Below are 24,169 nucleotides of genomic sequence, written 5' to 3' on the forward strand. Positions count from 1 at the left end.
TCAGAGGTGCTTGATATTGTCGGCTTCCAGTTGCTGGAAGTAGCGCACCGTCTTGACCTTCAACTCCATGGTAGAGGGCTCGTCGCACACGACGATGCCTTTCGGATGCAGTTGCAGGGTGGAGATGGTCCACATGTGGTTGACGCTGCCCTCCACGGTGGCCTGCAGGGCCTGGGCCTTGGCGTGACCGACCACCAGGATCAGGATCTCTTCGGCGTCCATCAGGGTGCCGACACCCACGGTCAGGGCCAGCTTGGGCACCTGCTCCATGTCGCCGCCAAAGAAGCGGGAGTTGGCGATGCGGGTGTCTTCGGTCAGGGTCTTGACCCGGGTACGGGAAGCCAGGGAAGAGGCCGGTTCGTTGAAGGCGATGTGACCGTCGTTGCCGACGCCGCCCATGAACAGGTGGATTTTGCCGTAGGACTTGATCTTGTCTTCGTAGCGCTGGCACTCGGCCACCAGATCCTCGGCGTTGCCATTGAGGATGTTGATGTTTTCCGGGCGAATGTCCACGTGATTGAAGAAGTTGTTGTGCATGAAGCTGTGGTAGCTCTCCGGATGTTCCTTGGGCAGCCCCACATACTCGTCCATGTTGAAGGTGACCACGTTCTGGAAGCTCACCTCGCCGGCTTTATGCAGCTCAATCAGGCGCTTGTAGGTGTTGAGCGGGGTGCCGCCAGTGGGCAGACCCAGCACGAAGGGGCGCTCGGCAGTGGGTTTGAACGCATTGATGCGGTCAACGATGTAACGGGCAGACCAGAGACCCACCTGGCTGGCAGACTTCAACGGGATCAGGCGCATTCTATATACCTCAGTACGGTTGCCGCACAGGGAGTGACGGCAAGGGACCAGACACGGATTCAAGTTGTTTTATAGCGTAAATAAAGATTGCGAACTAAGCCACATCTATCGGCTACCTTTATCTCTGTTGAGTGATAATGATCACGAAAGCCGGTTTATTAATTTGCGCAGCGAAATAAAACACATAGACTGCCAATCAAGCCTTGATGGCTTATGCGTCGAACGTGATAAGCACTTAATTTCTAGAAAAACACCAACTAAGGAGAGGAACCGTGAACATTCTCGGTTATTTGCAAAAGATCGGCCGTGCCCTGATGGTGCCGGTAGCGGTATTGCCTGCCGCCGCGATCCTGATGGGGATTGGCTACTGGATTGACCCGAACGGTTGGGGTGGCGGAAGCCCTCTGGCTGCGTTTCTGATCAAGGCGGGCGCCGCCATCATCGACAGTATGCCCATTCTGTTCGCCGTCGGCGTCGCTTACGGCATGTCCAAGGATAAAGACGGTTCCGCCGCGCTGGCCGGTCTGGTCGGCTTCCTGGTGGTCACCACCCTGCTGAGCCCGGGCGCCGTGGCCCAGATCAAGGGTATCCCGGCCGACCAGGTGCCGGCAGCCTTTGCCAAGATCAGCAACCAGTTCGTCGGCATCCTGTGTGGTGTCATCGCCGCTGAGCTGTACAACCGCTTCAGCAGCGTGGAGCTGCACAAGGCGCTGGCCTTCTTCTCCGGTCGTCGTCTGGTGCCGATCGTGACCTCCGTGGTGATGATCGTCGTCTCCTTCATCCTGATGGCCGTCTGGCCGGTCATCTACGGTGGCCTGGTGAGCTTCGGTGAATCCATCGTCAGCATGGGCTCTACCGGTGCCGGCATCTATGCCTTCTTCAACCGTCTGCTGATCCCGGTCGGTCTGCACCACGCCCTGAACTCCGTGTTCTGGTTCGACGTGGCCGGCATCAACGACATCCCGAACTTCCTGGGTGGCCAATCCTCCATCGACGCCGGCAAGGCTGTCGTGGGCGTGACCGGCATGTACCAGGCAGGCTTCTTCCCCATCATGATGTTCGGTCTGCCGGGTGCCGCACTGGCCATCTACCACAGCGCGAAGAAAGAGAACAAAGAGAAGGTTGCGTCCATCATGATCGCTGCCGCCTTTGCCGCCTTCTTCACCGGGGTGACCGAGCCGCTCGAGTTCTCCTTCATGTTCGTGGCGCCGGTACTGTACGTCATCCATGCCCTGCTGACCGGTATCTCCGTGTTCATCGCAGCCTCCATGCACTGGATCGCCGGTTTCGGCTTCAGTGCCGGTCTGGTGGATATGGTGCTCTCCAGCCGCAACCCGCTGGCGACCCAGTGGTACATGCTGCTGGTACAGGGTCTGGTCTTCTTCGGCCTCTACTACGTGGTCTTCCGCGCAGTGATCGCCAAGTTCAACCTGAAAACCCCGGGCCGTGAAGATGACGAAGCCGTGCCGGTACAGGCTCAAACCACCGATCGCACCGAGCTGGCCAAGCAGTATCTGGAAGTGCTGGGTGGTCAGGACAACCTGGTGACCATCGATGCCTGCATCACCCGTCTGCGTCTGACCCTGAAAGACCGCAGCATCGTTGACGAGCGCAAGCTCAAAGCCCTGGGCGCGGCCGGTGTGGTCAAGCTCGGTGAGCAGAACCTGCAGGTGATTCTGGGCCCATTGGCCGAGATCATCGCCGGTGAGATGAAAGCCCTGCGTTAATCGAGCGACTCGCTCACCTCAAGTCTAAGTCCATTGTTGACATAACTAAGGGCCCCGCCTCGGGGCCCCATATAAAAAAAGCCAAGAAAATCCAACCTTTACTTCAAATGAGAGCAGCAGTTATGAACTTGAAACATTCTCTGTTAGCCATTGCCATGTCTACCGTTTTCGCCGGTCCCGCACTTGCAGCCGATGCTGCCAGGCAAGCGGTGGTCGACGCCCTCGCCAGCAACCTCGTCGTCAAGTACGAAGTCGTCACCAATGACGGTGCCGGCGCCGGTCTTGACTGCCAGGCGCTGGGCTCCGAGTGGGCAAGCTGCGGCGTTGCCAAGCTGCACCTGACCAATACCGGTGCCGACGTCACCTCCAAGGACTGGAGCATCTATGTCTCCTCCATCCGCCGCATCCAGCGGGTGGACAACGACCAGTTCACCATCACCCACCTGACCGGCGACCTCTATCGTTTGACGCCGACCGAGAAGTTCCAGGGCTTTGCCAAGGACGCCACGGTCGAGGTGCCCCTGGTGGTGGAATACTGGGTATTGTTCGAATCTGACATCATGCCGAACTGGTATGTCGCCAGTGAAGGGGCCGAGCCGAAAGTGCTGGCCAGCATGAGCAACATCGACGATGCCAGCACCTACGAGAAGCCGATGCCGGCCGATGGCTGGAAGCGCACCAAGGATGACAACAACATCCTGATGAACAGCGAGACCCGTTTCGCGGCCAACCAGACCAGCACCCTGCTGCCTGCCGGCAAGATTGACGACCGCATCCTGCCAAGCCCGATGAAGCAGGTGGTCAAGGCCGGTCCGCAGGTCGACTTCTCCACCATCAAGCTCAATGCCCTTGACCTGCCGAGCGATCGCGCCGAGGCCCTGAAGGCTCAACTGACCAAGCTGGGTGTTACCCTCTCCGACACCGGCTACCCGGTCACCATCAAGCTCGGCAGCAAGCTCAAGCAGGCCGAAGGCTACGACATGACCATCGGCAAGAAGGGCACCGTCATTCAGGGGCACGACGTTGACGGCGCCTTCTGGGGCGCCCAGTCCCTGATCTCCCTGCTGGGCGTTGACGACAAGCTGGTGAGCCAGATGAGCGTCGAGGATGCGCCACGCTTTGAATACCGCGGCATGCAGACCGACGTGGCCCGTCACTTCAGAAGCCCCGAGACCCTGAAGAAGCTGGTTGACCAGATGTCCGCCATGAAGCTCAACGTGCTGCACCTGGGGCTGACCAACGATGAAGGCTGGCGTCTGGAGATCCCGGGCCTGCCGGAGCTGACCGACGTCGGCAGCCAGCGTTGCCATGACGAGTCCGAAACCAAGTGCCTGATGCCGCAGCTTGGCTCCGGCCCCACCAGCGACAACCAGGGCTCCGGTTTCTACAGCAAGGCGGACTACATCGACCTGGTGCGTTACGCCAAGGCCCGCGGTGTGACCGTGATCCCCGAGATCAACATGCCGGCCCACGCCCGTGCCGCCGTGGTCTCCATGGAGGCACGCTACAAGCGTCTGATGAGCGAGGGCAAAGAAGCCGAGGCGAACCAGTTCCGTCTGACTGACCCGGCCGATACCTCCAACGTCACTTCGGTGCAGTTCTACGACAAGATGTCCTTCATCAACCCCTGCCAGCCGGGTGCCGCCACCTTCGTGGCCAAGGTGATGGACGAAGTGGCCCAGATGCACCAGGCCGCCGGCCAGCCGCTGACCGCCTGGCACTACGGTGGTGACGAGGCGAAGAACATCATGCAGGGCGGTGGTTACCAGGATCCGGCCGTCACCAAGAAAGAAGATCTGGTGGCCTGGAAGGGCAATGTCGACTCCAGCAAGCAGGACAAGCCGTTCGGCAAGTCCCCCATGTGCCAGAAGATGATCGACGATGGCAAGATCAAGGACGTAGCCGAGCTGCCGGTTTACTTCGCCAAGGAAGTGGGCGAGATGGTCAAGGGCCACGGCTTCTCCACCCTGCAGGCCTGGGAAGATGGTCTGAAATACGCCAACAGTGCCAAGGAGTTCGCCACCGACAACACCCGTGTCAACTTCTGGGAAACCCTCTACTGGGGTGGCTTCAACGAAGCGATGAAGTGGGCGCACAAGGGTTATGACGTGGTGCTCTCCAACCCGGATTACCTCTACTTCGATTTCCCGAACGAGGTACACCCGGCTGAGCGTGGCTACTACTGGGCAACCCGCTTCAACGACACCCGCAAGGTGTTCGCTTTCGCCCCGGAAAACCTGCCGCAGAACGCCGAGACCTCGGTTGACCGCGACGGCAACGCTTTCGTGGCCAAGGGTGACCAGGATCCGGTCAAGTTCAAGGGGATCTCCGGTCAGCAATGGAGTGAAACCGTGCGTACCGATGCGCAATACGAGTACATGGTTTACCCGCGCATCTTCTCCATGGCTGAGCGTGCCTGGCACAAGGGCGGCTTCGAGCTGGACTATGTGAAAGGTCGCGAGTTCTCCGGCGAGACCAAGCATGTCAACAAGGCCACCCTGAACAAGGAGTGGAACCAGTTTGCCAACGTGCTGGGTCAGCGCGTGCTGCCGAAACTGGACCAGGCCGGGGTGGAATATCGCCTCTCCGTACCGGGTGCCAAGGTGGTGAACGGTGTGCTGGAAGCGAACGTGGATCTGCCGGGTCTGCCCATCCAGTACAGCCTGGACGGCACAACCTGGACTGCCTACGACGCTGCCGCCAAGCCGACCGTGGATGGCAAGGTCTGGCTGCGTACCACCAGCTTCGATGGCAAGCGCACCAGCCGCGTCACCGAGCTGAACTGATAGCTAGCCTTCAATCCATAACGCAAGGTGGGTCGCAAGACCCGCCTTTCCCAAGGTCGATGGCCATCGGGTTTGGGAAAGGTTGACTCTGCGTGTGAACCTTTGTTGTGTGTGTTTTGTCTGTTTTTCATCACTTGAGACCCCGCCCCGTGCGGGGCTTTTTTTGACCAGGATCTCTGCAATTTCTCCCGTTTCGCCGTTTTTGGTGCGCCAATGACCCGAATTGGCCAAATTCAGGTTGAGGCAGGGCGCGTAATGAGGGATCATACCCGGCTTGACGGCGGGGGTATGAGGGTGCCAGCCGGCACAACGTCCGCCAGTGACGCATTTTTGAGGTGAGCCATGAGTCAGGCGAACAGCCCAACTAACTTTATTCGTCAGATCATTGATGAAGATCTGGCCAGCGGTAAGCACAGCAGCGTGCATACCCGTTTCCCGCCGGAGCCGAACGGTTATCTCCATATCGGCCACGCCAAATCCATCTGCCTGAACTTCGGCATCGCCCGCGACTATCAGGGTCAGTGCAACCTGCGTTTCGATGACACCAACCCGGCGAAGGAAGACATCGAGTTCGTGGAGTCCATCAAGCAGGACGTCCAGTGGCTGGGCTTCCAGTGGAGCGGCGAGATCTGCTACTCCTCCGACTATTTCCACAAGCTGCACGGCTACGCCATCGAGCTCATCGAGAAGGGACTGGCCTATGTGGACGAGCTCTCCCCGGAGCAGATGCGCGAATACCGCGGCACCCTGACCGCCCCTGGCAAGAACAGCCCGTTCCGCGATCGCAGCGTGGAAGAAAACCTGGCCCTGTTCGCCAAGATGAAGAACGGTGAGATGGCCGAAGGGAGCGCCTGCCTGCGCGCCAAGATCGACATGGCATCCCCCTTCATGGTGATGCGCGATCCCGTCATCTATCGCATCAAGTTTGCCCACCACCACCAGACCGGTGACGAGTGGTGCATCTACCCGATGTATGACTTCACCCATTGCATCTCGGACGCCCTAGAGGGGATCACCCACTCCCTGTGTACCCTGGAGTTCCAGGACAACCGTCGCCTGTATGACTGGGTGCTGGACAACATCAGCATCGACTGTCACCCCCGTCAGTACGAGTTCTCCCGTCTGAACCTCGAATACACCGTCATGTCCAAGCGCAAGCTGAACCTGCTGGTGACCGAGGGGCACGTGAACGGCTGGGATGATCCGCGCATGCTGACCGTCTCCGGTCTGCGCCGCCGTGGTTACACCCCGGCCTCCATCCGCGAGTTCTGCAAGCGCATCGGTGTGACCAAGCAGGACAACATCGTTGAGATGAGCATGCTGGAAGCCTGCATCCGCGACGATCTCAACGAGAACGCCCCGCGCGCCATGGCCGTGCTGCACCCGGTGAAGGTGGTGATCGAGAACCTGGCGGCGGACGAGGTGCTGACGGCGCCTGCGCACCCGAACAAGCCGGAGATGGGGACCCGTGAGCTGCATTTCTCCCGCGAAATCTTCATCGACGAGGCGGACTTCAAAGAGGAAGCCAACAAGCAGTTCAAGCGTCTGGTGCTGGGCAAGGAAGTGCGCCTGCGCAACGCCTACGTCATCAAGGCCGAACGGGTCGAGAAGGATGCCGACGGCAAGGTCACCTGCATCTACTGCTCTTACGACCCCGAGACCCTGGGCAAGGATCCGGCGGACGGCCGCAAGGTGAAAGGGGTGATCCACTGGGTCAGCGCCACTCACTCCCTGCCGGCCGAAGTGCGTCTCTACGACCGTCTGTTCAAGGTGCCGAACCCGGGCGCCGAGGATGACTTCGAAGCGGCTCTGAATCCGGAATCCCTGGTGATCATCGAAGGGGCCCGGGTGGAAGCTTCCCTGAAGGATGCCAAGCCGGAGTTTGCCTACCAGTTCGAGCGTGAAGGTTACTTCTGCGCCGACAACAAGCTCTCCAGCGCCGAGCGCCTGGTGTTCAACCGCACCGTGGCCCTGCGTGACGTCTGGGGCAAGGCCGAGGCCTGATAGAAGAGGGCAGGGGAAACCCTGCCGCTTCTGGTCCGGATTGCGGACATAAAAAAGCCAGCATCATGCTGGCTTTTTTATTGTGCCGACCCGGCCGAATCAATCGTCGTGCTTGCAGTCACCGTTGGCGCAGTGGCCATACAGGTAAAGGCTGTGGTTGGTCAGGCGGATGTTGTGCGCCTTGGCGATGTCGCGCTGGCGCTGTTCGATCACCTCGTCGGAGAACTCGATCACCTTGCCGCAGTCGAGGCAGACCAGGTGGTCGTGGTGCTCCTGGGTGGCCAGCTCGAACACCGACTTGCCCCCTTCGAAATGGTGACGGGTGACGATACCGGCATCATCAAACTGGTTGAGAACGCGATAAACGGTAGCGAGACCAATCTCCTCGCCCTGATCGATCAGCCGTTTGTACAGATCTTCCGCACTGGTGTGCTGGCAGTCCGGCTGTTGCAGGATTTCCAGGATCTTGACACGGGGCAAGGTGATCTTGAGCCCGGCCTTTTTTAACGCTTGGTTGTTGTCTGCCATTTCTATTTATTCGCATTCTCGAAGGTGTGGTTATTCTGATTGACTGCCGCTGTAATGGCAACCACGAACTCGCTTGGCCTGTCATTATAGGTCGTAGCCAAGTTAAAAATAAACCCAGCAATTCAAGGGCTTTAGCTCATCAAGCCCGTCATGGGAATATTCAGGCCCGCTTGCTCGACCAGAGAATGTTGATACTATGTGACTTCTTTATAGTCTGGTCGGATGAGATCCATGGATTGGCTTTTCGGCAATGCCGCCTGGGTGCGCTGCGCCCTCAACGCCTGGCCCCCCTTCTGGGGTGCAGGCATCAAGATAGAAACCCTGAGCCCCGATTTCCGCTTCTGCCGGGTCACTCTCAAGTCCCGCTGGTGGAACAAGAATGCCAACCGGACCCAGTTTGGTGGCAGCATGTTCGCCATGACGGATCCCATCTACCCGTTGATGCTGATGGGATATTTCAAGAACCGCTACTACGTGTGGGACAAGGCGGGCAGCATCAATTTCATCAAGCCGGGCAAGGGCAAACTGGTGGCGGAGTTCACCCTGAGCGACGCCAAGCTGGCATCGATCGTGGCGGCGACCGAGGGGGGGGAGAAGCACTTTCCCGAGTTCGAGGTGCAGGTGCAGGATGGCCAGGGCGAGCTGGTGGCCCAGGTGAAGCGCACCCTCTATGTCAGATCCAAGCCCCAGCACAGGGGGGGCTGAATGCCTGCTGCAGATGCAACAAGGGCCCCGTCGGGGCCCTTGTTGCATGAAGAGGGAGGGAGATCAGATCACTCCAGCTCGCCCAGGCACATCTCTTCGTGCAGCTGTTTGCACCAGCCCTTGACGCGCTCTGCAGTCAGCTCGGGTTGGCGATCTTCGTCGATGCCCAGGCCCACGAAGTGCTTGTCATCCACGAGCGCCTTGGAGGCTTCGAACTCGTAGCTCGCGGTCGGCCAGTGGCCGATGATGATGGCGCCCTTGGCTTCGACGATGTCACGCAGGGTGCCCATGGCGTCGAGGAAGTACTCGGCATAGTCTTCCTGATCGCCGCATCCGAAGATGGCCACCAGCTTGTTGTTGAAGTCGATCTCTTCGAGTTCGGGGAAGAAGTCGTCCCAATCGGCCTGGGCTTCGCCGTAGTACCAAGTCGGGATGCCGAACATCAGCAGATCGAAGCTGTCGATGTCGGCCTTGCTGCTCTTGGCAATGTCACGGACTTCAATCAGTTGTTTGCCCAGTTCTTTCTGGATCATCTTGGCGACAGCTTCGGTATTACCGGTATCGCTGCCGAAAAACAGACCTACACTAGCCATAGTGTTTCGTTACCCGTATCTGGTGTTGATGCTTGACGGTTCAGATTGCGATGCCTGCTGCATGAGCAGACTCGATCTGTTGCTTCAGGATAGATTGGATCAGCTCGGCTCGGCTGACGTTCTGTTGCAGCGCAAGTTGGTTCAGGCGCTCCAGCAACTCGGCTTCCACCTTTAACTCGACCCGTTTCAGCCCGTTCTCACGATCGCGCTTGAGCTGGTTGCGCTTGTTGATCTTGAGCTGGGTCTCGCGGGGGAGTGGATTGGTCTTTGGCCTGCCGGGGCGCTTCTCAGTTGCGAACAGATCCAGTGTTGTTCGATCAGTTTGCTGTTTGGCCATACATCACAGATGAAAAGTAGTTAGCCGATCCCTGAGCCTTCCCAGCCCATTTCGATCAGCCCCTTGGCGACAAAACCCGCGCAACCCAGAAACAGCACCAGCCAGACGATGAAGCGGCCGAAGCGGGGCACATTGCCCCGTTTGAGCACGTCCTGAATGGCCAGACCAATCAGCAGGAAGATGGCCACGAAGAACAGTTTCAGGCCCAGACTCTCGATGAGATCGATGTGTTCACTCAGCATGGATTGCGCGCACTCCTTAAGACGGGCGCACTATATCACAAAGGATTTGAAACTGTTAACCGCCTGTCGACAGGAAATCCACAACCAGTTTGTTGAACAAAACCGGCTTTTCCGCGTGCAGCCAGTGACCCGTGCCGGCGATGACGCGGGCCTTGGCGGCCGGGAACTGGGCCATCGCGGCCCCGGTGTATTCGGGCAGCATATAGTCGGAGTCGCCCCCCTTGATGAAGAGTGTCGCGCCTTCGAAGCGGCGTTCATCGTCGGGCCAGCCCATGATGTTGGCGTAGTTGCGCTCAAGGGCCGGCACGTTGAAACGCCACCCCCATCCAGACTCCCCTTTGGCGAAGGATTTGAGCAGGAACTGGCGCACCCCGGCGATCTCGATGTGCTCGGCCAGCATGGCTTCCGCCTCGCTGCGGCTCAGGGGGGGCGTGGCCAGCGTGGCATTGAGCCCGGCAAACACGTTCTTGTGGCGGGCGTGGGGATAGGCCACCGGGGCGATGTCCGCCACCACCAGCTTGCTGACCCTGTGTGGGGCCTGCTTGGCGACCTGCATGGCGACCTTGCCCCCCATGGAGTGGCCCACCAGGGCCACCTGTTCAAGTCCAAGATGGTCCAGCAGGGCCAGGATGTCCGCCGCCTGAGCCGGGTAGCTCATCTCGTCCGAGTGAAAGGAGGCACCGTGATTGCGCAGATCGATGCTGATGACCCGGTATTGTTCGCAGAGGGGGCGCGCCAGCAGGCCGAGGTTGTCCAGGCTGCCAAAGAGGCCATGGATCAGCACGACAGTCGGGCCTTCGCCCTGTTCCTTGAAGTTCAATCGTGGGTATTGTTGCAAAATGACACCTTATCGGTCGTGGGCTCTATCGCCATAATTTTTAACACACTGAAAGAAAAGGATTTCATTCCTGGTGGGGGATTTTTTTGTGGTTTTTTTTCAAAAATATCTCCCCGGGATCGGCTATCAGTGCGGGGGATCACACACTTGGCCCGTCATTATGCCGTATTCTCAAGGAGATTCATGCACATCTGTCCGCCCCTTGCTTGGGCTGCCGGGTCTGCCTATGTATAATCGCCGCATCCGAATTTCGACGAGTCCAGCGCATCCCTATGAAAACCATCGAGCTTGATGACGATCTCTACTTCTTTATCGCGAGCCAGACCCGGCACATCGGCGAGAGTGCGTCCGATATCCTGCGTCGCCTGCTGGAGCAACCCGCCCAGGCTGGCACGGCAACCGTGGCGGCCGCGCCTGCGATGCAACCGCAACCCGTGGCCGATGCCATGGGGCTGGAGGCGTTGCTGGATTCCGGCGAGCTTCAGAAAGAAGAGAAGTCCATCAACCGCTTCATGCTGGTATTGAGCACCCTCTATCGGGACAACCCGGAAGGCTTCACCCAGGCGACCGAGATAAAAGGGCGCAAGCGCGTCTATTTTTCCCGTGACCCGGAAGCGCTGCGTGCCAGTGGCAGCACCACCAAGCCCAAGCCGGTACCGGAGACCCCGTTCTGGGTGATCACCAATACCAATACCAGCCGCAAGCAGAACATGGTGGCCCAGCTCATGAACAGCATGGGTTATGACGAGGATCTGACGGCTCGGGTGTGCGGCGCCGTTTAACCCATCAATGACTTCAGGCCTTGCCGGGCAAGGCTCAGCTCAAGGAAAACGCCATGGCACAGCATTCCCACGCCGGTCAGCCGGCTCGTCTTTGCGATCTGACCAACATTCCCCGTCTGGTCAGCGCCTACTACCTCAACAAGCCGGACATGAGCCGCCCTGAGCAGCGGGTCGCCTTCGGCACCTCCGGTCACCGTGGTAGCGCCCTGCACAGCGCCTTCACCGAATCCCACATTCTGGCGGTGACCCAGGCTCTGGTGGAGTACCGCCAGCAGGCCGGTATCACGGGGCCGCTGTTCGTCGGCATGGATACCCATGCCCTGTCTGAATCCGCCTTTGCCAGCGCGGTGGAAGTGCTGGCGGCCAACGGTGTCGAGACCCGCATTCAGGCCGGCCTCGGCTTCACGCCGACCCCGGTCATCTCCCATGCCATCCTGCGCCACAACGCAGGCAAACCCGTGGCCCAGGCGGACGGCGTCGTGATCACCCCGTCCCACAACCCGCCGGAAGATGGTGGCTTCAAATACAACCCGCCCCACGGCGGTCCTGCCGAAGGCGAGATCACCAAGTGGGTGGAAGACCGCGCCAACGCGATTCTGGAAGCGGGTCTGGCCGGCGTGAAGCGGATGCCGTTTGCCGAGGCCCTCAAGAGCCCGTTCGTGGTGGAACACGACTATGTCACCCCTTATGTGGATGATCTCGAAAACGTGCTGGATCTGGCCGCCATCAAGCAGGCTGGCATCAAGATCGGCGTGGATCCGCTGGGTGGCTCCGGCGTCGCCTACTGGGACGTCATCGCCAGGCGCTACGGTCTGGACATCGAGGTGGTGAACTACAAGGTCGACCCGACCTTCTCCTTCATGACCCTGGACAAAGACGGCAAGATCCGGATGGACTGTTCCAGCCCGTTCGCCATGGCGAGCCTGATTGCCCTGAAAGACAAGTTCGACATCGCCCTTGGCAATGACCCTGACTACGACCGTCACGGCATCGTCACCAAGGCGGGCCTGATGAATCCGAACCACTATCTGGCGGTGGCCATCCAGTATCTGTTCACCCACAGAACCGGCTGGCCCAAGGGGGCGGCCGTCGGCAAGACGCTGGTCTCCTCTTCCATGATCGACCGGGTGGCCGGCGAGATCGGTCGCACCCTCAAAGAGGTGCCGGTCGGCTTCAAGTGGTTCGTGGACGGTCTCTACAGCGGCGAGTTCGGCTTTGGCGGCGAGGAGAGCGCGGGTGCCTCCTTCCTGCGCAAGGACGGTACCGTCTGGACCACCGACAAGGATGGCTTCATCCTGGCGCTGCTGGCGGCCGAGATCCTGGCGGTGACCGGCAAGGATCCCCAGGCCCACTACGATGCGCTCGAAGCCAGGTTCGGCCGCTCCAGCTACCGCCGCATCGATGCTCCGGCCAACAGCGCCCAGAAGGCGGTGCTCTCCAAGCTGGATCCGGCCCTGGTGGAAGCCTCCACCCTGGCTGGTGAGCCCATCCTCGCCAAGCTGACCAAGGCGCCCGGCAACGATGCCGCCATCGGCGGCCTGAAAGTGGTGACCGAGAATGGCTGGTTCGCGGCACGCCCCTCCGGTACCGAGTCCATCTACAAGATCTACATGGAGAGCTTCAAGGGGGAGGCGCACCTGGACCTCATCCAGCAGGAAGCCCAGCAGATCGTCTCCGCCGCCCTGGCCAAGGCCGGCGTCTGACCCTTACGGCAACAACCCATGTGAAAGAGGAGCCCTGGTGGCTCCTCTTCTTTTTGTGTCGGGTTGACTGCGGATCAGCCGTTGTCGACGCTGCCGGTGGCGGCCTTGCGGTTCCGCCAGCGCTTGAGGAAGGAGCGGGCCGGCAGCTTCATCAGGAAGAGAGAGAGCAGAATGATGCCGATGCCGAGCCACTGACGGCCATCTAGGGTTTCTCCCACCATCAGCACACCGCAGGAGACCGCCACCATGGGATTGGTGAGGGCCAGCATCCCCATCACCTCCGGGCCATGGCGTTTGAGTCCCCAGAGCCAGGCCCAGTAGGCCAGAGCCGTATTGAGGATCACCAGCCAGATAAGCCCGGGAGTGGCGTCAGCCCGGGGCAGGGGCATGGGGCCGGCCAGCCACCAGGCCAGCGGGATCAGCATCAGGCCGCCCAGCAGCAGCTGCCAAGCGGTCAGGGCCAGCAGATCATCCACCGGCCAGCGTTGCATCCAGCGGCTCGACTGGCCGATGAGCAGGGTGGCGAGCAGGGCGCACGCCACGCCGACGGGATCCAGATTGGCAGAGGGATTGAGCAACAAGAGCACCCCGACGAGCCCCATCACCCCCAGCAACAGCCACTTGATCGTCGGTCTGACACCGTCTTGCAGCCAGGCCAGCCCCATCAGGATGAGGGGCAGCGTCGCTCCCAACGTACCCGCCACGGCGCCGGGCAGGCGAAACGCCGCCACGAACAGCAGGGCGAAGAAGGCGGTGATGTTGCAAAATGCCAGCAGGAACTGCTTGCTCCAGACGAGAGGCGGTCTGCGGGGATGGAGCAACAGCAGCAGCACCCCGGCGGGGAGGGCGCGCCACACGGCCACCCAGTAGGGGGAGTAGTCGGTCAGGTAGAGACTGACGACGGCATAGGTGCTGCCCCAGAGCAGGGGGGCGAGCAGGGCGATCAGCAGCGGCATGGTTATCTCGCAACAAAGTATCTTTAAGTAAAGATACATTAGCCGCGAGTTGGTTTATTATCAAGTATCTTCATGTGAAGATAATGGAGCCCGAATGGAGAGTGATCATGTAGATCAACTGCTGGCCCAGTGGGCCCGGCAGCGCCCGGACCTCGACTGCTCCCCCATGGGGGTGCTGGGGCGGGTGGCGCGCATGGCGGCGATCGCCGGGCGCGAAGTGAGCGAGACCCTCAAGGAGTGCGGTCTGCTGGGGTCTGATTTCGATATCCTGGCTACCCTGCGTCGGGCCGGTGAGCCGCTGACTCCGACCGCGCTCTACCAGTCCGCCATGCTGAGTTCAGGTGCCATGACAGCCCGGCTCGACAAGCTGGAGCAGCGTGGCCTGATAAGACGTGAAGCCTCCCCGGATGACAGGCGCAGCCTGCTGGTCTGCCTGACGGAGCCGGGGCGGGAGCTGGTTGACCATGCGGTGGAACAGCACGTGGCGAACGAGCGCCGCCTGCTGGCCCCATTGAGCCTGGTCGAACAGGAGCAGCTGGCCGCCCTGCTCAAACGCTGGCTGCTGGAAAACGAATAAAAAAAACGGGCCTGCGGGCCCGTTTTCGTTGGCATTGAGGCTGACTCAGTAGCCGCCTCTGGCATCCCTGACGGCAAGGCCAAGCTGCCATACCGCCATGGCGTAGTGGGTGCTGTGGTTGTAGCGGGTGATGGCGTAGAAGTTCGGCAAGCCGTACCAGTACTGGTAACCGGTGCCGACATCCAGACGCAGCAGGCTCGCCTCCTTGTGATTGCCAAGGGATCCGGTTGGGGTCAACCCGGCACCGCGCAGGGTGGCTACCGGGTAGCGGGTCTGGAAGCCGTGCTCATAGCCCGGCAGCTGTCCCTGGCCGCGTACTGCCACCGGCTGCCCTTTCTCCCAGCCGTGGGCCTTGAAGTAGTTGGCCACGCTGCCGATGGCATCCACCGGATCCCACAGGTTGGTGTGGCCGTTGCCGTTGAAGTCCACCGCGTAGTTGCGAAAACTCGACGGCATGAACTGGCCGTAGCCCATGGCCCCGGCATAGGAGCCCTTGGGTTCGGTGGGATCCATCCCCTCATCCCGGGTCATCACCAGGAAGGCTTCCAGCTCGCCGGTGAAGAAGTCGGCGCGGCGCGGGTAGTCAAATGCCAGGGTCGCCAGGGCGTCGAGAATGCGGGTCTTGCCCATCACCCGACCCCAGCGGGTTTCCACCCCGATGATGCCGACGATGATCTCGGGTGGCACCCCGTAGATCTGCTGCGCCCGGTTGAGTTCACTCTCGTATTCACGCCAGAAGTTGACGCCGTTCTGCACGTTGTCCGGGGTGATGAACTTGGCGCGGTAGCGATTCCAGGCGCCGGTCGGACCGGTGGGCGGCCTGGTGGTGGGGGCTTGGGCGTCCATCAGCTTGATGATCCAGTCATAACGCTCGGCCTGGGCCAGTACCCGGTGCAGCTCGGCGCTGTCGAAGCCGTGCTTTTGCACCATCCGCTGCACGAAGTTGTCCACGTTGGAACGATTGGCGAAGTCCCCCTTGCTGACCCCGGGCTGGCTCACCTGCCCGTAGAAGGGTTTGCTCGGCGGCGTCTGGTTGATGAAGGCGCTGTTGGGTTGGGGTTTGACCACGGGCTTGGGCGCCGGCGTGCTGCTGCAGCCGTAGATCAGGGGAAACAGGGAGAGGACACAGACAAGGCGACGCATAGGGTTCTCGTGAGCCTGAAAAAGAGTGCCGTCATGGTAAAACATTGGCGTGCAGGCGCAAGTGCTCCGTGCCAGCGTGCCCCCCGGGATCCCGTCAGCGCAGGGTGTGGTAGCCGCTCCAGATCCGGGTCAGGGTCGTGATGGCACAGAGCAGGGCGAAACCGTAGGCCAGTGGCACGAAGGCGGCGGGCCAGAGGCACATGATCACGAAGAGGGCGATGGTTTCGCTCCCCTCGGTGAGCCCGCCCAGATAGTAGAGGGATTTGTGGTGGTAGACGGGGCTCTCGATGCCCCGTTTGCCCGCCATGATGGCAAAGGCCAGAAAGCTCGATCCCGTGCCCATGAAGGCGAACAGCAGGGTGGCGGCGGCCAGGGCGTTGGCCGGGTCGGCAAGGGCAAAGCCCAGCACCACGGCGGCGTAGAAGATGAAATCCAGCGTGATGTCGAGAAACCCGCCGCAGTCGGTGATGCCCGTATCCCGCGCCACGGCGCCATCCAGCCCGTCCAGCAGCCGGTTGAGCAGAATCGCCGCCAACGCCCACTGATAGCAGCCAAAGGCCAGCAGCGGCGGCGCCAGCATGCCGATGAGAAAGCCGGCGAGACTCACCTGGTTGGCGCTCACCCCGGCCCGGCACAGGGGGCGGGCGAGTGCGGTGAGGGGGCGGCGGATAACCGGGATCAGGTGGCGATCAAACAAGGTGGTGCTCCTCTTCGGGGCTGGCTGGGGGGATCAGTTGCAAGATGGTGCCCGGTGCATCCTCTTCGTCGTGGGTCACCAGCAGGGCGGGGATGGCCTGCGTGCGCAGGCGCTCGAACACCAGGGTTCTGAATGCCGCCCGCAGCGGCTTGTCGAGGCGGGAGAAGGGCTCGTCCAGCAGCAATGCCCTGGGCTCGGCCAGCAGGGCACGCAGCAGGCTGACGCGGGCTTTCTGGCCGCCGGAGAGCGCCCCTGGCAGCTTGTCCGCCTGAGCCTTCAGCCCGACCTCGGCCAGCGCCTCGCGGGCCCGGGTCTGCCTTGCAGCCATCCCCTTGAGATGCGCCGGCATGCCGAACATCAGATTTTCTGCCACCGTCAGGTGGGCAAACAGCAGGTCATCCTGAAACAGGATGCCGACCCCCCTCTCCTGGGGGGGCAGCGGGGTGAGGCGATGTGTGCCGAGCAGGATGTCCCCGGTCAGCCGGATGGGCCCCCCGGGTGGCAGCACTCCCGCTAGCGCAGCCAGCAGGGAGCTCTTGCCACAGCCGCTCGGTCCCATCAGGGTGAGCACCTCGCCCGGGGCAACCCTGAGGGGGGGGAGCGTCAGCAGGGGGGCACCGTTGAGGAAGAGGGTGAGTGCGGAGGTGTGCAGCATCGGGTCAGGGCCTCAGGGCGGGGTTGATGCGCCGCGGCAGCCAGAGCGCCAGGGCATAGATGAAAAGGGGCAGCAGCAGTTGCAGCAGGCCGTAGAGCCCCGCCAGCCGCCGGTTGAGGCCGCTGCCGATGGCCACCGCCTCCGTGGTGATGGTGACGACCCGCCCGCCGCCGAACAGCAGGGTCGGCAGGTATTGGGCCAGGCTCACCGCCGCCCCGACACCGAAGGCGAACAGCAGGGGACGGGCGAGCAGGGGACCCTTGACTCGCCACCAGGCCCCCCAGGGGCTGGCCCCGAGCGTGAGGGCCACCCGGGTGAGGCGCTCGTCGAACTGGCGATAGGGGCCGTGCAGGCAGAGATAGACGTATGGAAAGACGAAGATCAACTGGCTCCAGAGTACCCAGCCAGGGCCTATGCCAGTGAATCCCAGCCCGTCGGTCTGAAGGCGCAATCCAAACAGCAGGCTGGCCTGGGGCAGCAGCAGAGGCAGGCAGACAAGCCAGAGGGTGCGAGTGGCGCGGCGTGCAGGCAACGCCTCGAGGCAAAGCACCGCCAGCAGCAGGGAGAGCGCGGCGCAGAGCAGGGCCAGCCACAGACTCTGCCACAGCAGCGGGCCCAGGCTCGGCAGCAGAGCCAGCCAGTGGTGGCTACTCCATTCACTCGGCCAGAGGGCGGGAAAGGACCAGCGCCGGGTCAGGGACCAGAGCAGCAGGGCGGCGAGCACCAGCAGATTGGTCAGGAGCAGCCCCCACACGCCGATGCGGGCAATGAATGCGGGCCAGGGCGAGGCGGGGGCGCGTCGCCCATCCAGCCAGCGTGCCTTGCCGAGGGTGAGGTGGGTCCGCTCCAGCAGCCTGAGGGCGCCAAGCAGCAGCAGGTTGAGGGCGAGCAGCAAGAGGGCGCCGCTGGCACTGGCGCCGCGCCAGGCGGGGTCGGCATCCTGATACCAGAGCCAGAGTCGCACCGCCAGGGGCGGCGGGGCATCCGGCCCCAGCAGCAGGGCGAGATCCACTACCGCCAGGCCATAGGCGGCGACCGCGTAGAAGGGCAGTCGCAGGGCGGGCCAGAGGGCGGGCAGCAGCAGGCGCCACCAGATCCGGGGGGCGCTGAAGCCGAGGCAGGCCCCCAGCCACTGCTGGCGCGCCACCTTGGCGGGATCCAGTGCCGCCAGCGCCATCAGCAGCAGGAAGGGGGTCTCCTTGAGGATGAGCACCACGATGAGGCCAAGCCCCCAGGGATCCTTGAGGGTTTGCCAGTCCGGGGGCTGATGGGTGAGGTCAAGCAGGGGGGCGACGAGGCGCAGCAGCCAGCCGGAGGGAGCGATCAGAAAGGCGATGCCGATGGCAAAGGCGACGTGGGGAAGCGCCAGCAGGGGGGAGAGCAGGCGGCGCAGCCAGCGCATCCAGGGACGCCCGTCCCCCTGGGCGAGCAGCAGGGCGGTGGCGCCGAGGGCCCCCAGGGTGGAGGCCCCCGCCACCCAGAGGCTCAACCCTGCGGAGTGCCAGAGTCCGGGCTGGGGGAGCAAGAGGGATAGATTGGCGGGGGAGAGCCCCTCGATGACCAGCAACAGCAGGCCCCCGGCGAGCGGGATCCCCAGCATCAAAAAGGGCAGCAGGAGGAGAAGAGGGGCGCGCGCCTGCATGATGGATCAGTGGCCGTAGCGCTCGGCCCAGGCCGCTTCCAGCCGGGTCTGCCAGCTGGGGTGGGGCTCTGCCACTCCCTTGAAGCGCAATGCCGGACGGGTCTGGCCTGGCAGCGCCTCCTGGCGCAGCACGCTGGGATCCCCCCAGAAGGCGGGGTCGCTCTTGCGTGCCTGGGCGGCGGGGCTCAGCAGGAAGTTGACCACCACCTTGGCCCCGGCCCGGGCGGAGGCATTGAAGGGGATGGCGAGGAAATGGCTGTTGGTGAGCGCCCCTTTTTCCATGGCGATGGCCTGGACGGTGGGGGGCAGGGTGCCGTTTTGCACCGAACTCTGGGCTTCCCCCGGGTTGAAGCTGATGGCCATGGCCAGCTCGCCGTCATCGAGCAACTGCCTGGTTTCGGCGGCGCCGGTGGGGAAGAGCCTGCCCTTTCGCCAGAGCGCGGGGTGAAGCTGGTCGAGCCAGGCCCAGAGCGGGGCGGTGATGCGAAGGAAGTCGGCATCGGTCGCCTCCCGATAGAGGGGCGCCGGATCTGGTGTCAGCTCCAGCAGGATCTGCTTGAGAAAGCTAGAGCCGTGAAACTGGGGAGGCTTGGGGTAGGTGAAGCGGCCGGGGTGAGCCTTGGTCCAGGCCAGCAGGGCGGCCGCCGAGGTGGGAGGAACGTCTACCTGGTCGCCATCCACCATCAGATTGAGCTGGCCTATGCCCCAGGGGGCCTCCAGCCCCTCGACCGGCACGGTGAAGTCTTCACTCACCGGCAGGGCGGTGTCCACCAGGGCCATGTTGGGCAGCTCGTCGGTAAAGGGGGCCCCCAGCAGGCCCTGCTCCTTGAGCGCCTTGAAGTTCTCGCCGTTGACCCAGAGCAGGTCGATGGGGCCGTTCGACGTCTTGCCAGCCTGCTTGCCGGCCAGCAACTGGCTCACGCTCTGGGCGATGTCATCCACCTTCACCTGCACCAGCTCGACCTGGTACTGGCGAGCGATCTCCTGCCTGGCCCACACCAGGTAGGCGTTGATCTCGGGGCTGCCCCCCCAGGCGTTGAAGTAGACGGTCTGCCCCCTGGCGGCCAGCAGGGTCTGCTGCCACGACGCGTCATTGGCGTGGAGCGGGGAGGTCAGCAGCAGGGGGACAGCGGCCATCAGGGGACGGAGCAGGGCGCGAAGTCGGGTCGTGAACATGATGGTTGCCTCGTCAGAGTCAGGCGCCGCGGCGCCAGCGGTGATAACGGGCCAGCAGCGCCAGCAGGCGCCCGGGCTGGCGGGCACGGCGCCAGGCGCCAGCCACGTACTTGTTCCCCTCCATCAGGGTGGGGTAGGGGTGAACGGTGGCGAGGATCTTGCCAAGTCCCAGGCGGTGGCGCATGGCGAGGGCAAACTCGGCGATCCGCTCGCCGGCGTGAGCACCCACTATGGTGGCCCCGAGTATCCTGTCACGGCCCGGCACCGTCAGCACCTCGACAAAGCCCCCTGACTCGCCGTCAGCGATGGCTCTGTCCAGCTCGGCCATCTCGAAGCGGGTCGACTCGAAGGGGATGCCTCGGGCCCGAGCCTCTTTCTGGTTGAGGCCGACCCTGGCTATCTCCGGACTGGTATAGGTGGCCGCCGGCATGACCCTGTAGTCTGCCCGAAAGCGCCTGAACTGGCCAAAGAGGGCGTTGATGGCGGCATACCAGGCCTGATGGGCGGCAAAATGGGTGAACTGGTAGGGGCCGGCAACGTCCCCCACCGCCAGGATGCTGGGGTAGTTGGTGGCGAGGAAGCTGTCGATGGCCAGGGTGCCGCCGGGGGCCAGTTCAACCCCCAGCGCCTCCAGCCCGAAACCGCTCACGTTGGCCTCCCGGCCAAGGGCCAGCAGCAGCTGGTCCCCCTCAACCACCAGCGTCTCGTCCCCCCGGCGCAGGTGCAGCCGGATGGGCAGGTTGGTGCCTTTACCGTCCATATACTCGGCCGAGGTAGCCTGCCAGCCGAGGTGCAGGGTGACGCCGTCGTGCTCCAGCTGGGCGGCCAGGGCCCCGGCGACGTCCCTATCTTCCCGGGGCAGCAGCTGAGGGCCTTGCTCCACCAGGGTGACGGGGATACCGAGCAGGGCCAGGCTCTGGGCCAGCTCGCAGCCGATGGGGCCCCCTCCCAGCACCAGCAGATGGCGGGGGGGCTCGCGCAGTCGCTGCCAGATAGTGTCGGAGGTGAGGTAGGGAACCCTGTCCAGCCCCGGCAGTGCGGGTAACCGGGGGCGGGCGCCGGTGGCGATCACGATATGACGGCTGGTCAGGCGCTTGCCGTTGACCTCCACCTCCCAGGGGGAGGTGACTCGCGCCCGCCCCTGGATGCACTCCACCCCAAGTCCTTCATAGCGCGCCACCGAGTCGTGGGGTTCGACCTCCTCGATGACCCGGGCGACCCGCGCCATCACGGCGGCGAAGTCGGCGCTGCTCTGGCTCGGGGTAAAACCAAGCTCCCCGGCCTTGCGCTGTTCAAAGGCGAAGCGGGCGCTTCGGATCAGCGCCTTGGAGGGGACGCAGCCGGTATGGAGGCAATCCCCTCCCATCCTGTGCTGCTCGATGAGGGCCACTCTGGCTTTCACCGCGGCGGCGATGTAGCTGGTGACCAGGCCTCCGGCGCCGGCACCTATCACCAGCAGGTTGTAGTCAAAGCGCGCCGGCTTGCGGTAGGGGGCGTGCAATCGGTAGAGGGCGAGACGGCGCTGCAAGGCACGCATCAGCCAGGGCATCAGGCCGAGCAGGGTCAGGGCGGCCAGCAGGCCGGGGGAGAAGAGGTTGCCTGTGCTGGTGAGGGTAGCCAGCTCGCTCCCCGCCAGCACGTAGACGAGGGTGCCCGGAAGCATGCCGAGCTGGCTGACCCAGTAGTAGGTGCTGACTCTGATGGGGGTGAGCCCCATCACCAGGTTGACCAGAAAGAAGGGGAAGAGGGGGATGAGGCGCAGGCTCAGCAGATAGAAGGCCCCCTCCTTTTGCATGCCGGCCTGAACGCTCGTCAGCTTGTCGCCAAAGCGCGTCTCGACCCAGTCCCGCAGCAGGAAGCGGGCGCTGAGAAAGGCCAGGGTGGCGCCGAGGGAGCTGGCAAAGGAGACCAGCAAGAGCCCCCACAGGATGCCGAAGACGGCGCTGCCCGCCAGGGTGAGCAGGGCCGCCCCCGGTAGGGAGAGGGCGGTGGTGAGCACATAGATCACCAAAAACAGCAGGCTGGCTGCGACAACATGGCGGTCGACCCAAAGGGCCAGGCGCGCCTGATGAGCCTGCAACTGGGTGAGGCTCAGATAGTGGTCAAGGTCGAGGGCAAAGAAGGTGCCGAACAGGGCCCCCATCGCCAGCAACAGCAGCAGGCGTGCCCGGTTCATCCCTGCCCCTTGTCGAGGTGGCGCTCGGGTTGCACCGGCAACTGGCAGAACCCCTGGGGAGCGATGTCGAGAGCGGCATTGAACTTGGCGGACATGTTCTGGAAGGCGATGAGGCCGGTGAGCTCCACCAGGGCGTCGTCATCGAACCAGGGCTTGAGGCGGGCGGCCTGCTCGTCGCTCACGCCATCCAGCCCGGTCATGGCCTCGGCATAGTCCAGCACGGCCCGCTCCCGCTCGTCGAACAAGGGGCTGTCGCGCCACCGGGCTAGCGCCTCCACCTTGTCGCTGGAGCCTGCCCGCTTGACGAGGGTCATGGCGTTGATGTCGACACAGAAACGACACCAGTTGAGCTGGGAGACCCGCACCGTCACCAGGGAGCGCAGCACGGGGTCGATGGGGGAGCGCTTGCGGTTGATGACGCCGTAGAGGGTGGCGACCGCGGCGAACAGCCTGGGGGAGCGCCCCCAGCACTTGCCCGGGATCAGCACCTGACCGTAGTTGCGTTTCTGCAGCCAGAAGAAGGGGCGGATGAACCAGGCGTAGGCCCGGTCCGGTTTGACCTCAATGCGCATCTTGTTCCTCTTTGAGCTTCTCCATCTTGGGCTTGTAGGCCCCGCCCAGACGCTCGTTCAACCGATTCAGGAAATCGATGATCCGTGCCCGGTTGACCCCCAGATCGCTGCGCCCCTGGCGCGAGGCGGAGCGCATGTCGATACGGGTCTCTTTGGGCCCGGCAAAGACCCGCAGGGCCACGTCATCCTGAAACCCGAACCAGCCGGTGGTGACGACGGCATCGATACCCTCGCTGCCCGGGCGAACCTGCCAGCCCAGCTCCGTCATCAGTTCCTCGGCTTCCGCGAGCACTTCGACCGGGGATGCCCGGGTATAGAGAGGACCGGGGTTGCCTGGAAATACTTGCAGGGGCGGGGGGGAGACCGGGAGATCCTCCGGGCTTCTGAGCTGCTCGGCCCACTGGAGCCGTGGCGGATGGTAGGGATCCGTGCTGACGTCGTTGGTGAGGGGAGAGCGCAGCGCCTGGACGAGAAACAGCAGGGGCAGCAGCAGGGGAGCAATGCCCCAGATATCCGGCCAGAGGTTGGTGGTGCGGCGATAGCGCCAGGGCAGGCGCAGCAGCAGCACGAGGCTGAGGAGGGCGCTGGGGAGACAGAGGATGAAGCCGAGCCACCAGGGCCAGAGATGGGCGCGGCTGCCAAGGGCCCCGCAAAGGGGCAATAGCCAGGTCAGCAGCGGCCACCACAAAGAGCTGTGCATATGAGGGATCCACGGGTCAGGATGGAACTATGCCCAGAAGGATAAACTTAATTGCCTGATAACGTTAGTAAATTATCGTGATGCTTCGGTTTTTTGCCGCCCCGGGTGGGGGGCGGTTCTGGGAGTGGGGCGCCAGCAAACCTGCGTGGGCTGTGTCGGCGCGCCGGTCCGGCTTCAGCTGCGCTAGGGAAGGTGCGAACAAGTCCCTGATATGAGATCATGTTTGTCATCTGGAGCCATGAAAAAGGGTTCATCATGAGTCATCAGCTCACCTTCGCCGACAGTGAATTCAGCAGTAAGCGCCGTCAGACCAGAAAAGAGATTTTCTTGTCCCGCATGGAGCAGATTCTGCCATGGCAAAACATGGTGGAAGTCATCGAGCCGTTTTATCCCAAGGCTGGTAATGGCCGGCGACCTTATCCGCTGGAAACCATGCTACGCATTCACTGCATGCAGCATTGGTACAACCTGAGCGATGGCGCGATGGAAGATGCTCTGTACGAAATCGCCTCCATGCGTCTGTTTGCCCGGTTATCCCTGGATAGCGCCTTGCCGGACCGCACCACCATCATGAATTTCCGCCACCTGCTGGAGCAGCATCAACTGGCCCGCCAATTGTTCAAGACCATCAATCGCTGGCTGGCCGAAGCAGGCGTCATGATGACTCAAGGCACCTTGGTCGATGCCACCATCATTGAGGCACCCAGCTCGACCAAGAACAAAGAGCAGCAACGCGATCCGCAGATGCATCAGACCAAGAAAGGCAATCAGTGGCACTTTGGCATGAAGGCCCACATTGGTGTCGATGCCAAGAGTGGCCTGACCCACA

22 protein-coding genes and 1 pseudogene are annotated in these 24,169 nt (G+C 62.6%); 8 read left to right on the forward strand and 15 right to left on the reverse strand.

What is annotated here, in order from left to right:
- On the reverse strand, positions 1 to 801 hold the full coding sequence (nagB, locus tag C3418_RS01865) for a glucosamine-6-phosphate deaminase (protein ID WP_010674098.1): 801 nt from the start codon (positions 799 to 801) through the stop codon (positions 1 to 3).
- Between the two features lie 272 nt (positions 802 to 1,073).
- Between nagB and nagE the strand changes: the two genes are divergently transcribed.
- From nagE to glnS, 3 genes are all read left to right on the forward strand, one after another.
- The gene (nagE, locus tag C3418_RS01870; RefSeq protein ID WP_010674099.1) at positions 1,074 to 2,528 is read left to right on the forward strand and encodes an N-acetylglucosamine-specific PTS transporter subunit IIBC; all 1,455 of its coding nucleotides are present in this window, start codon (positions 1,074 to 1,076) and stop codon (positions 2,526 to 2,528) included.
- Between the two features lie 122 nt (positions 2,529 to 2,650).
- Positions 2,651 to 5,314, forward strand: coding sequence for a beta-N-acetylhexosaminidase (locus tag C3418_RS01875; RefSeq protein ID WP_010674100.1), 2,664 nt, complete (start codon positions 2,651 to 2,653; stop codon positions 5,312 to 5,314).
- Positions 5,315 to 5,656: 342 nt separating this feature from the next.
- A complete protein-coding gene (gene glnS / locus C3418_RS01880) occupies positions 5,657 to 7,318 on the forward strand; it encodes a glutamine--tRNA ligase (protein WP_010674101.1) in 1,662 nt (553 codons plus the stop codon).
- Between the two features lie 99 nt (positions 7,319 to 7,417).
- Here the strand turns inward: glnS and fur are convergent, their stop codons facing one another.
- Complete coding sequence (fur, locus tag C3418_RS01885; protein ID WP_010674102.1) at positions 7,418 to 7,846, reverse strand: ferric iron uptake transcriptional regulator; 429 nt, start codon at positions 7,844 to 7,846, stop codon at positions 7,418 to 7,420.
- A 231-nt stretch (positions 7,847 to 8,077) separates the two neighbouring features.
- On the opposite strand from fur, the gene C3418_RS01890 reads away from it, so the two are divergent.
- Complete coding sequence (locus tag C3418_RS01890; RefSeq protein WP_010674103.1) at positions 8,078 to 8,551, forward strand: DUF4442 domain-containing protein; 474 nt, start codon at positions 8,078 to 8,080, stop codon at positions 8,549 to 8,551.
- Positions 8,552 to 8,619: 68 nt separating this feature from the next.
- Here the strand turns inward: C3418_RS01890 and fldA are convergent, their stop codons facing one another.
- Genes fldA through C3418_RS01910 form a run of 4 tightly spaced genes read right to left on the reverse strand, consistent with a single transcriptional unit; the run spans position 8,620 to position 10,543 of the window.
- Positions 8,620 to 9,144: a flavodoxin FldA gene (fldA, locus tag C3418_RS01895; RefSeq protein WP_010674104.1), complete on the reverse strand. Its 525-nt coding sequence runs from the start codon at positions 9,142 to 9,144 to the stop codon at positions 8,620 to 8,622.
- A 40-nt stretch (positions 9,145 to 9,184) separates the two neighbouring features.
- Complete coding sequence (gene ybfE / locus C3418_RS01900) at positions 9,185 to 9,481, reverse strand: LexA regulated protein (RefSeq protein ID WP_005325670.1); 297 nt, start codon at positions 9,479 to 9,481, stop codon at positions 9,185 to 9,187.
- A gap of 20 nt (positions 9,482 to 9,501) precedes the next feature.
- Positions 9,502 to 9,723, reverse strand: coding sequence for a DUF2788 domain-containing protein (locus C3418_RS01905; protein ID WP_010674106.1), 222 nt, complete (start codon positions 9,721 to 9,723; stop codon positions 9,502 to 9,504).
- A gap of 55 nt (positions 9,724 to 9,778) precedes the next feature.
- The gene (locus C3418_RS01910) at positions 9,779 to 10,543 is read right to left on the reverse strand and encodes an alpha/beta fold hydrolase (RefSeq protein ID WP_010674107.1); all 765 of its coding nucleotides are present in this window, start codon (positions 10,541 to 10,543) and stop codon (positions 9,779 to 9,781) included.
- Positions 10,544 to 10,833: 290 nt separating this feature from the next.
- On the opposite strand from C3418_RS01910, the gene seqA reads away from it, so the two are divergent.
- Positions 10,834 to 11,343, forward strand: coding sequence for a replication initiation negative regulator SeqA (seqA, locus tag C3418_RS01915; protein ID WP_010674108.1), 510 nt, complete (start codon positions 10,834 to 10,836; stop codon positions 11,341 to 11,343).
- A gap of 53 nt (positions 11,344 to 11,396) precedes the next feature.
- Positions 11,397 to 13,046 carry a phosphoglucomutase (alpha-D-glucose-1,6-bisphosphate-dependent) gene (gene pgm / locus C3418_RS01920; protein ID WP_010674109.1) on the forward strand — a complete coding sequence of 550 codons (1,650 nt, stop codon included), beginning with the start codon at positions 11,397 to 11,399 and terminating at the stop codon, positions 13,044 to 13,046.
- Between the two features lie 74 nt (positions 13,047 to 13,120).
- Here the strand turns inward: pgm and C3418_RS01925 are convergent, their stop codons facing one another.
- Positions 13,121 to 14,002 (reverse strand): DMT family transporter, encoded by an 882-nt coding sequence (locus C3418_RS01925; protein WP_010674110.1) that lies wholly within the window; start codon positions 14,000 to 14,002, stop codon positions 13,121 to 13,123.
- A 94-nt stretch (positions 14,003 to 14,096) separates the two neighbouring features.
- Between C3418_RS01925 and C3418_RS01930 the strand changes: the two genes are divergently transcribed.
- Positions 14,097 to 14,579 carry a MarR family winged helix-turn-helix transcriptional regulator gene (locus tag C3418_RS01930; RefSeq protein WP_010674111.1) on the forward strand — a complete coding sequence of 161 codons (483 nt, stop codon included), beginning with the start codon at positions 14,097 to 14,099 and terminating at the stop codon, positions 14,577 to 14,579.
- Between the two features lie 45 nt (positions 14,580 to 14,624).
- Here C3418_RS01930 and mltB read toward each other — a convergent pair whose 3' ends face one another.
- From mltB to C3418_RS01970, 8 genes are all read right to left on the reverse strand, one after another.
- The gene (gene mltB, locus C3418_RS01935; protein ID WP_010674112.1) at positions 14,625 to 15,722 is read right to left on the reverse strand and encodes a lytic murein transglycosylase B; all 1,098 of its coding nucleotides are present in this window, start codon (positions 15,720 to 15,722) and stop codon (positions 14,625 to 14,627) included.
- 94 nt (positions 15,723 to 15,816) lie between these two features.
- Positions 15,817 to 16,419 carry a CDP-alcohol phosphatidyltransferase family protein gene (locus C3418_RS01940; RefSeq protein ID WP_010674113.1) on the reverse strand — a complete coding sequence of 201 codons (603 nt, stop codon included), beginning with the start codon at positions 16,417 to 16,419 and terminating at the stop codon, positions 15,817 to 15,819.
- Entirely contained in the window at positions 16,412 to 17,074 is a 663-nt protein-coding gene (locus C3418_RS01945; protein WP_010674114.1) for an ATP-binding cassette domain-containing protein, read from the reverse strand. Before C3418_RS01945 ends, C3418_RS01940 begins: the two co-directional genes overlap by 8 nt.
- Positions 17,075 to 17,078: 4 nt before the next feature.
- Positions 17,079 to 18,716, reverse strand: a complete 1,638-nt coding sequence (locus C3418_RS01950) for an ABC transporter permease (RefSeq protein WP_010674115.1) — start codon at positions 18,714 to 18,716, stop codon at positions 17,079 to 17,081.
- Positions 18,717 to 18,722: 6 nt separating this feature from the next.
- Entirely contained in the window at positions 18,723 to 19,892 is a 1,170-nt protein-coding gene (locus C3418_RS01955) for an ABC transporter substrate-binding protein (RefSeq protein ID WP_010674116.1), read from the reverse strand.
- Between the two features lie 19 nt (positions 19,893 to 19,911).
- Positions 19,912 to 22,068, reverse strand: coding sequence for an FAD-dependent oxidoreductase (locus C3418_RS01960; RefSeq protein WP_010674117.1), 2,157 nt, complete (start codon positions 22,066 to 22,068; stop codon positions 19,912 to 19,914).
- Positions 22,065 to 22,640 carry a carboxymuconolactone decarboxylase family protein gene (locus tag C3418_RS01965; protein WP_010674118.1) on the reverse strand — a complete coding sequence of 192 codons (576 nt, stop codon included), beginning with the start codon at positions 22,638 to 22,640 and terminating at the stop codon, positions 22,065 to 22,067. Before C3418_RS01965 ends, C3418_RS01960 begins: the two co-directional genes overlap by 4 nt.
- Positions 22,630 to 23,340 carry a DUF1499 domain-containing protein gene (locus C3418_RS01970; protein ID WP_010674119.1) on the reverse strand — a complete coding sequence of 237 codons (711 nt, stop codon included), beginning with the start codon at positions 23,338 to 23,340 and terminating at the stop codon, positions 22,630 to 22,632. The genes C3418_RS01965 and C3418_RS01970 overlap by 11 nt, the downstream gene beginning before the upstream one ends.
- A 255-nt stretch (positions 23,341 to 23,595) precedes the next feature.
- Here C3418_RS01970 and C3418_RS01980 point away from each other — a divergent pair.
- A pseudogene (locus C3418_RS01980) lies at positions 23,596 to 24,169 on the forward strand (IS5-like element IS5B family transposase); the annotation flags it as partial.

The organism is Aeromonas sp. ASNIH8 (genome assembly GCF_002919855.1).
Taxonomy (GTDB): Bacteria; Pseudomonadota; Gammaproteobacteria; order Enterobacterales; family Aeromonadaceae; genus Aeromonas; species Aeromonas caviae.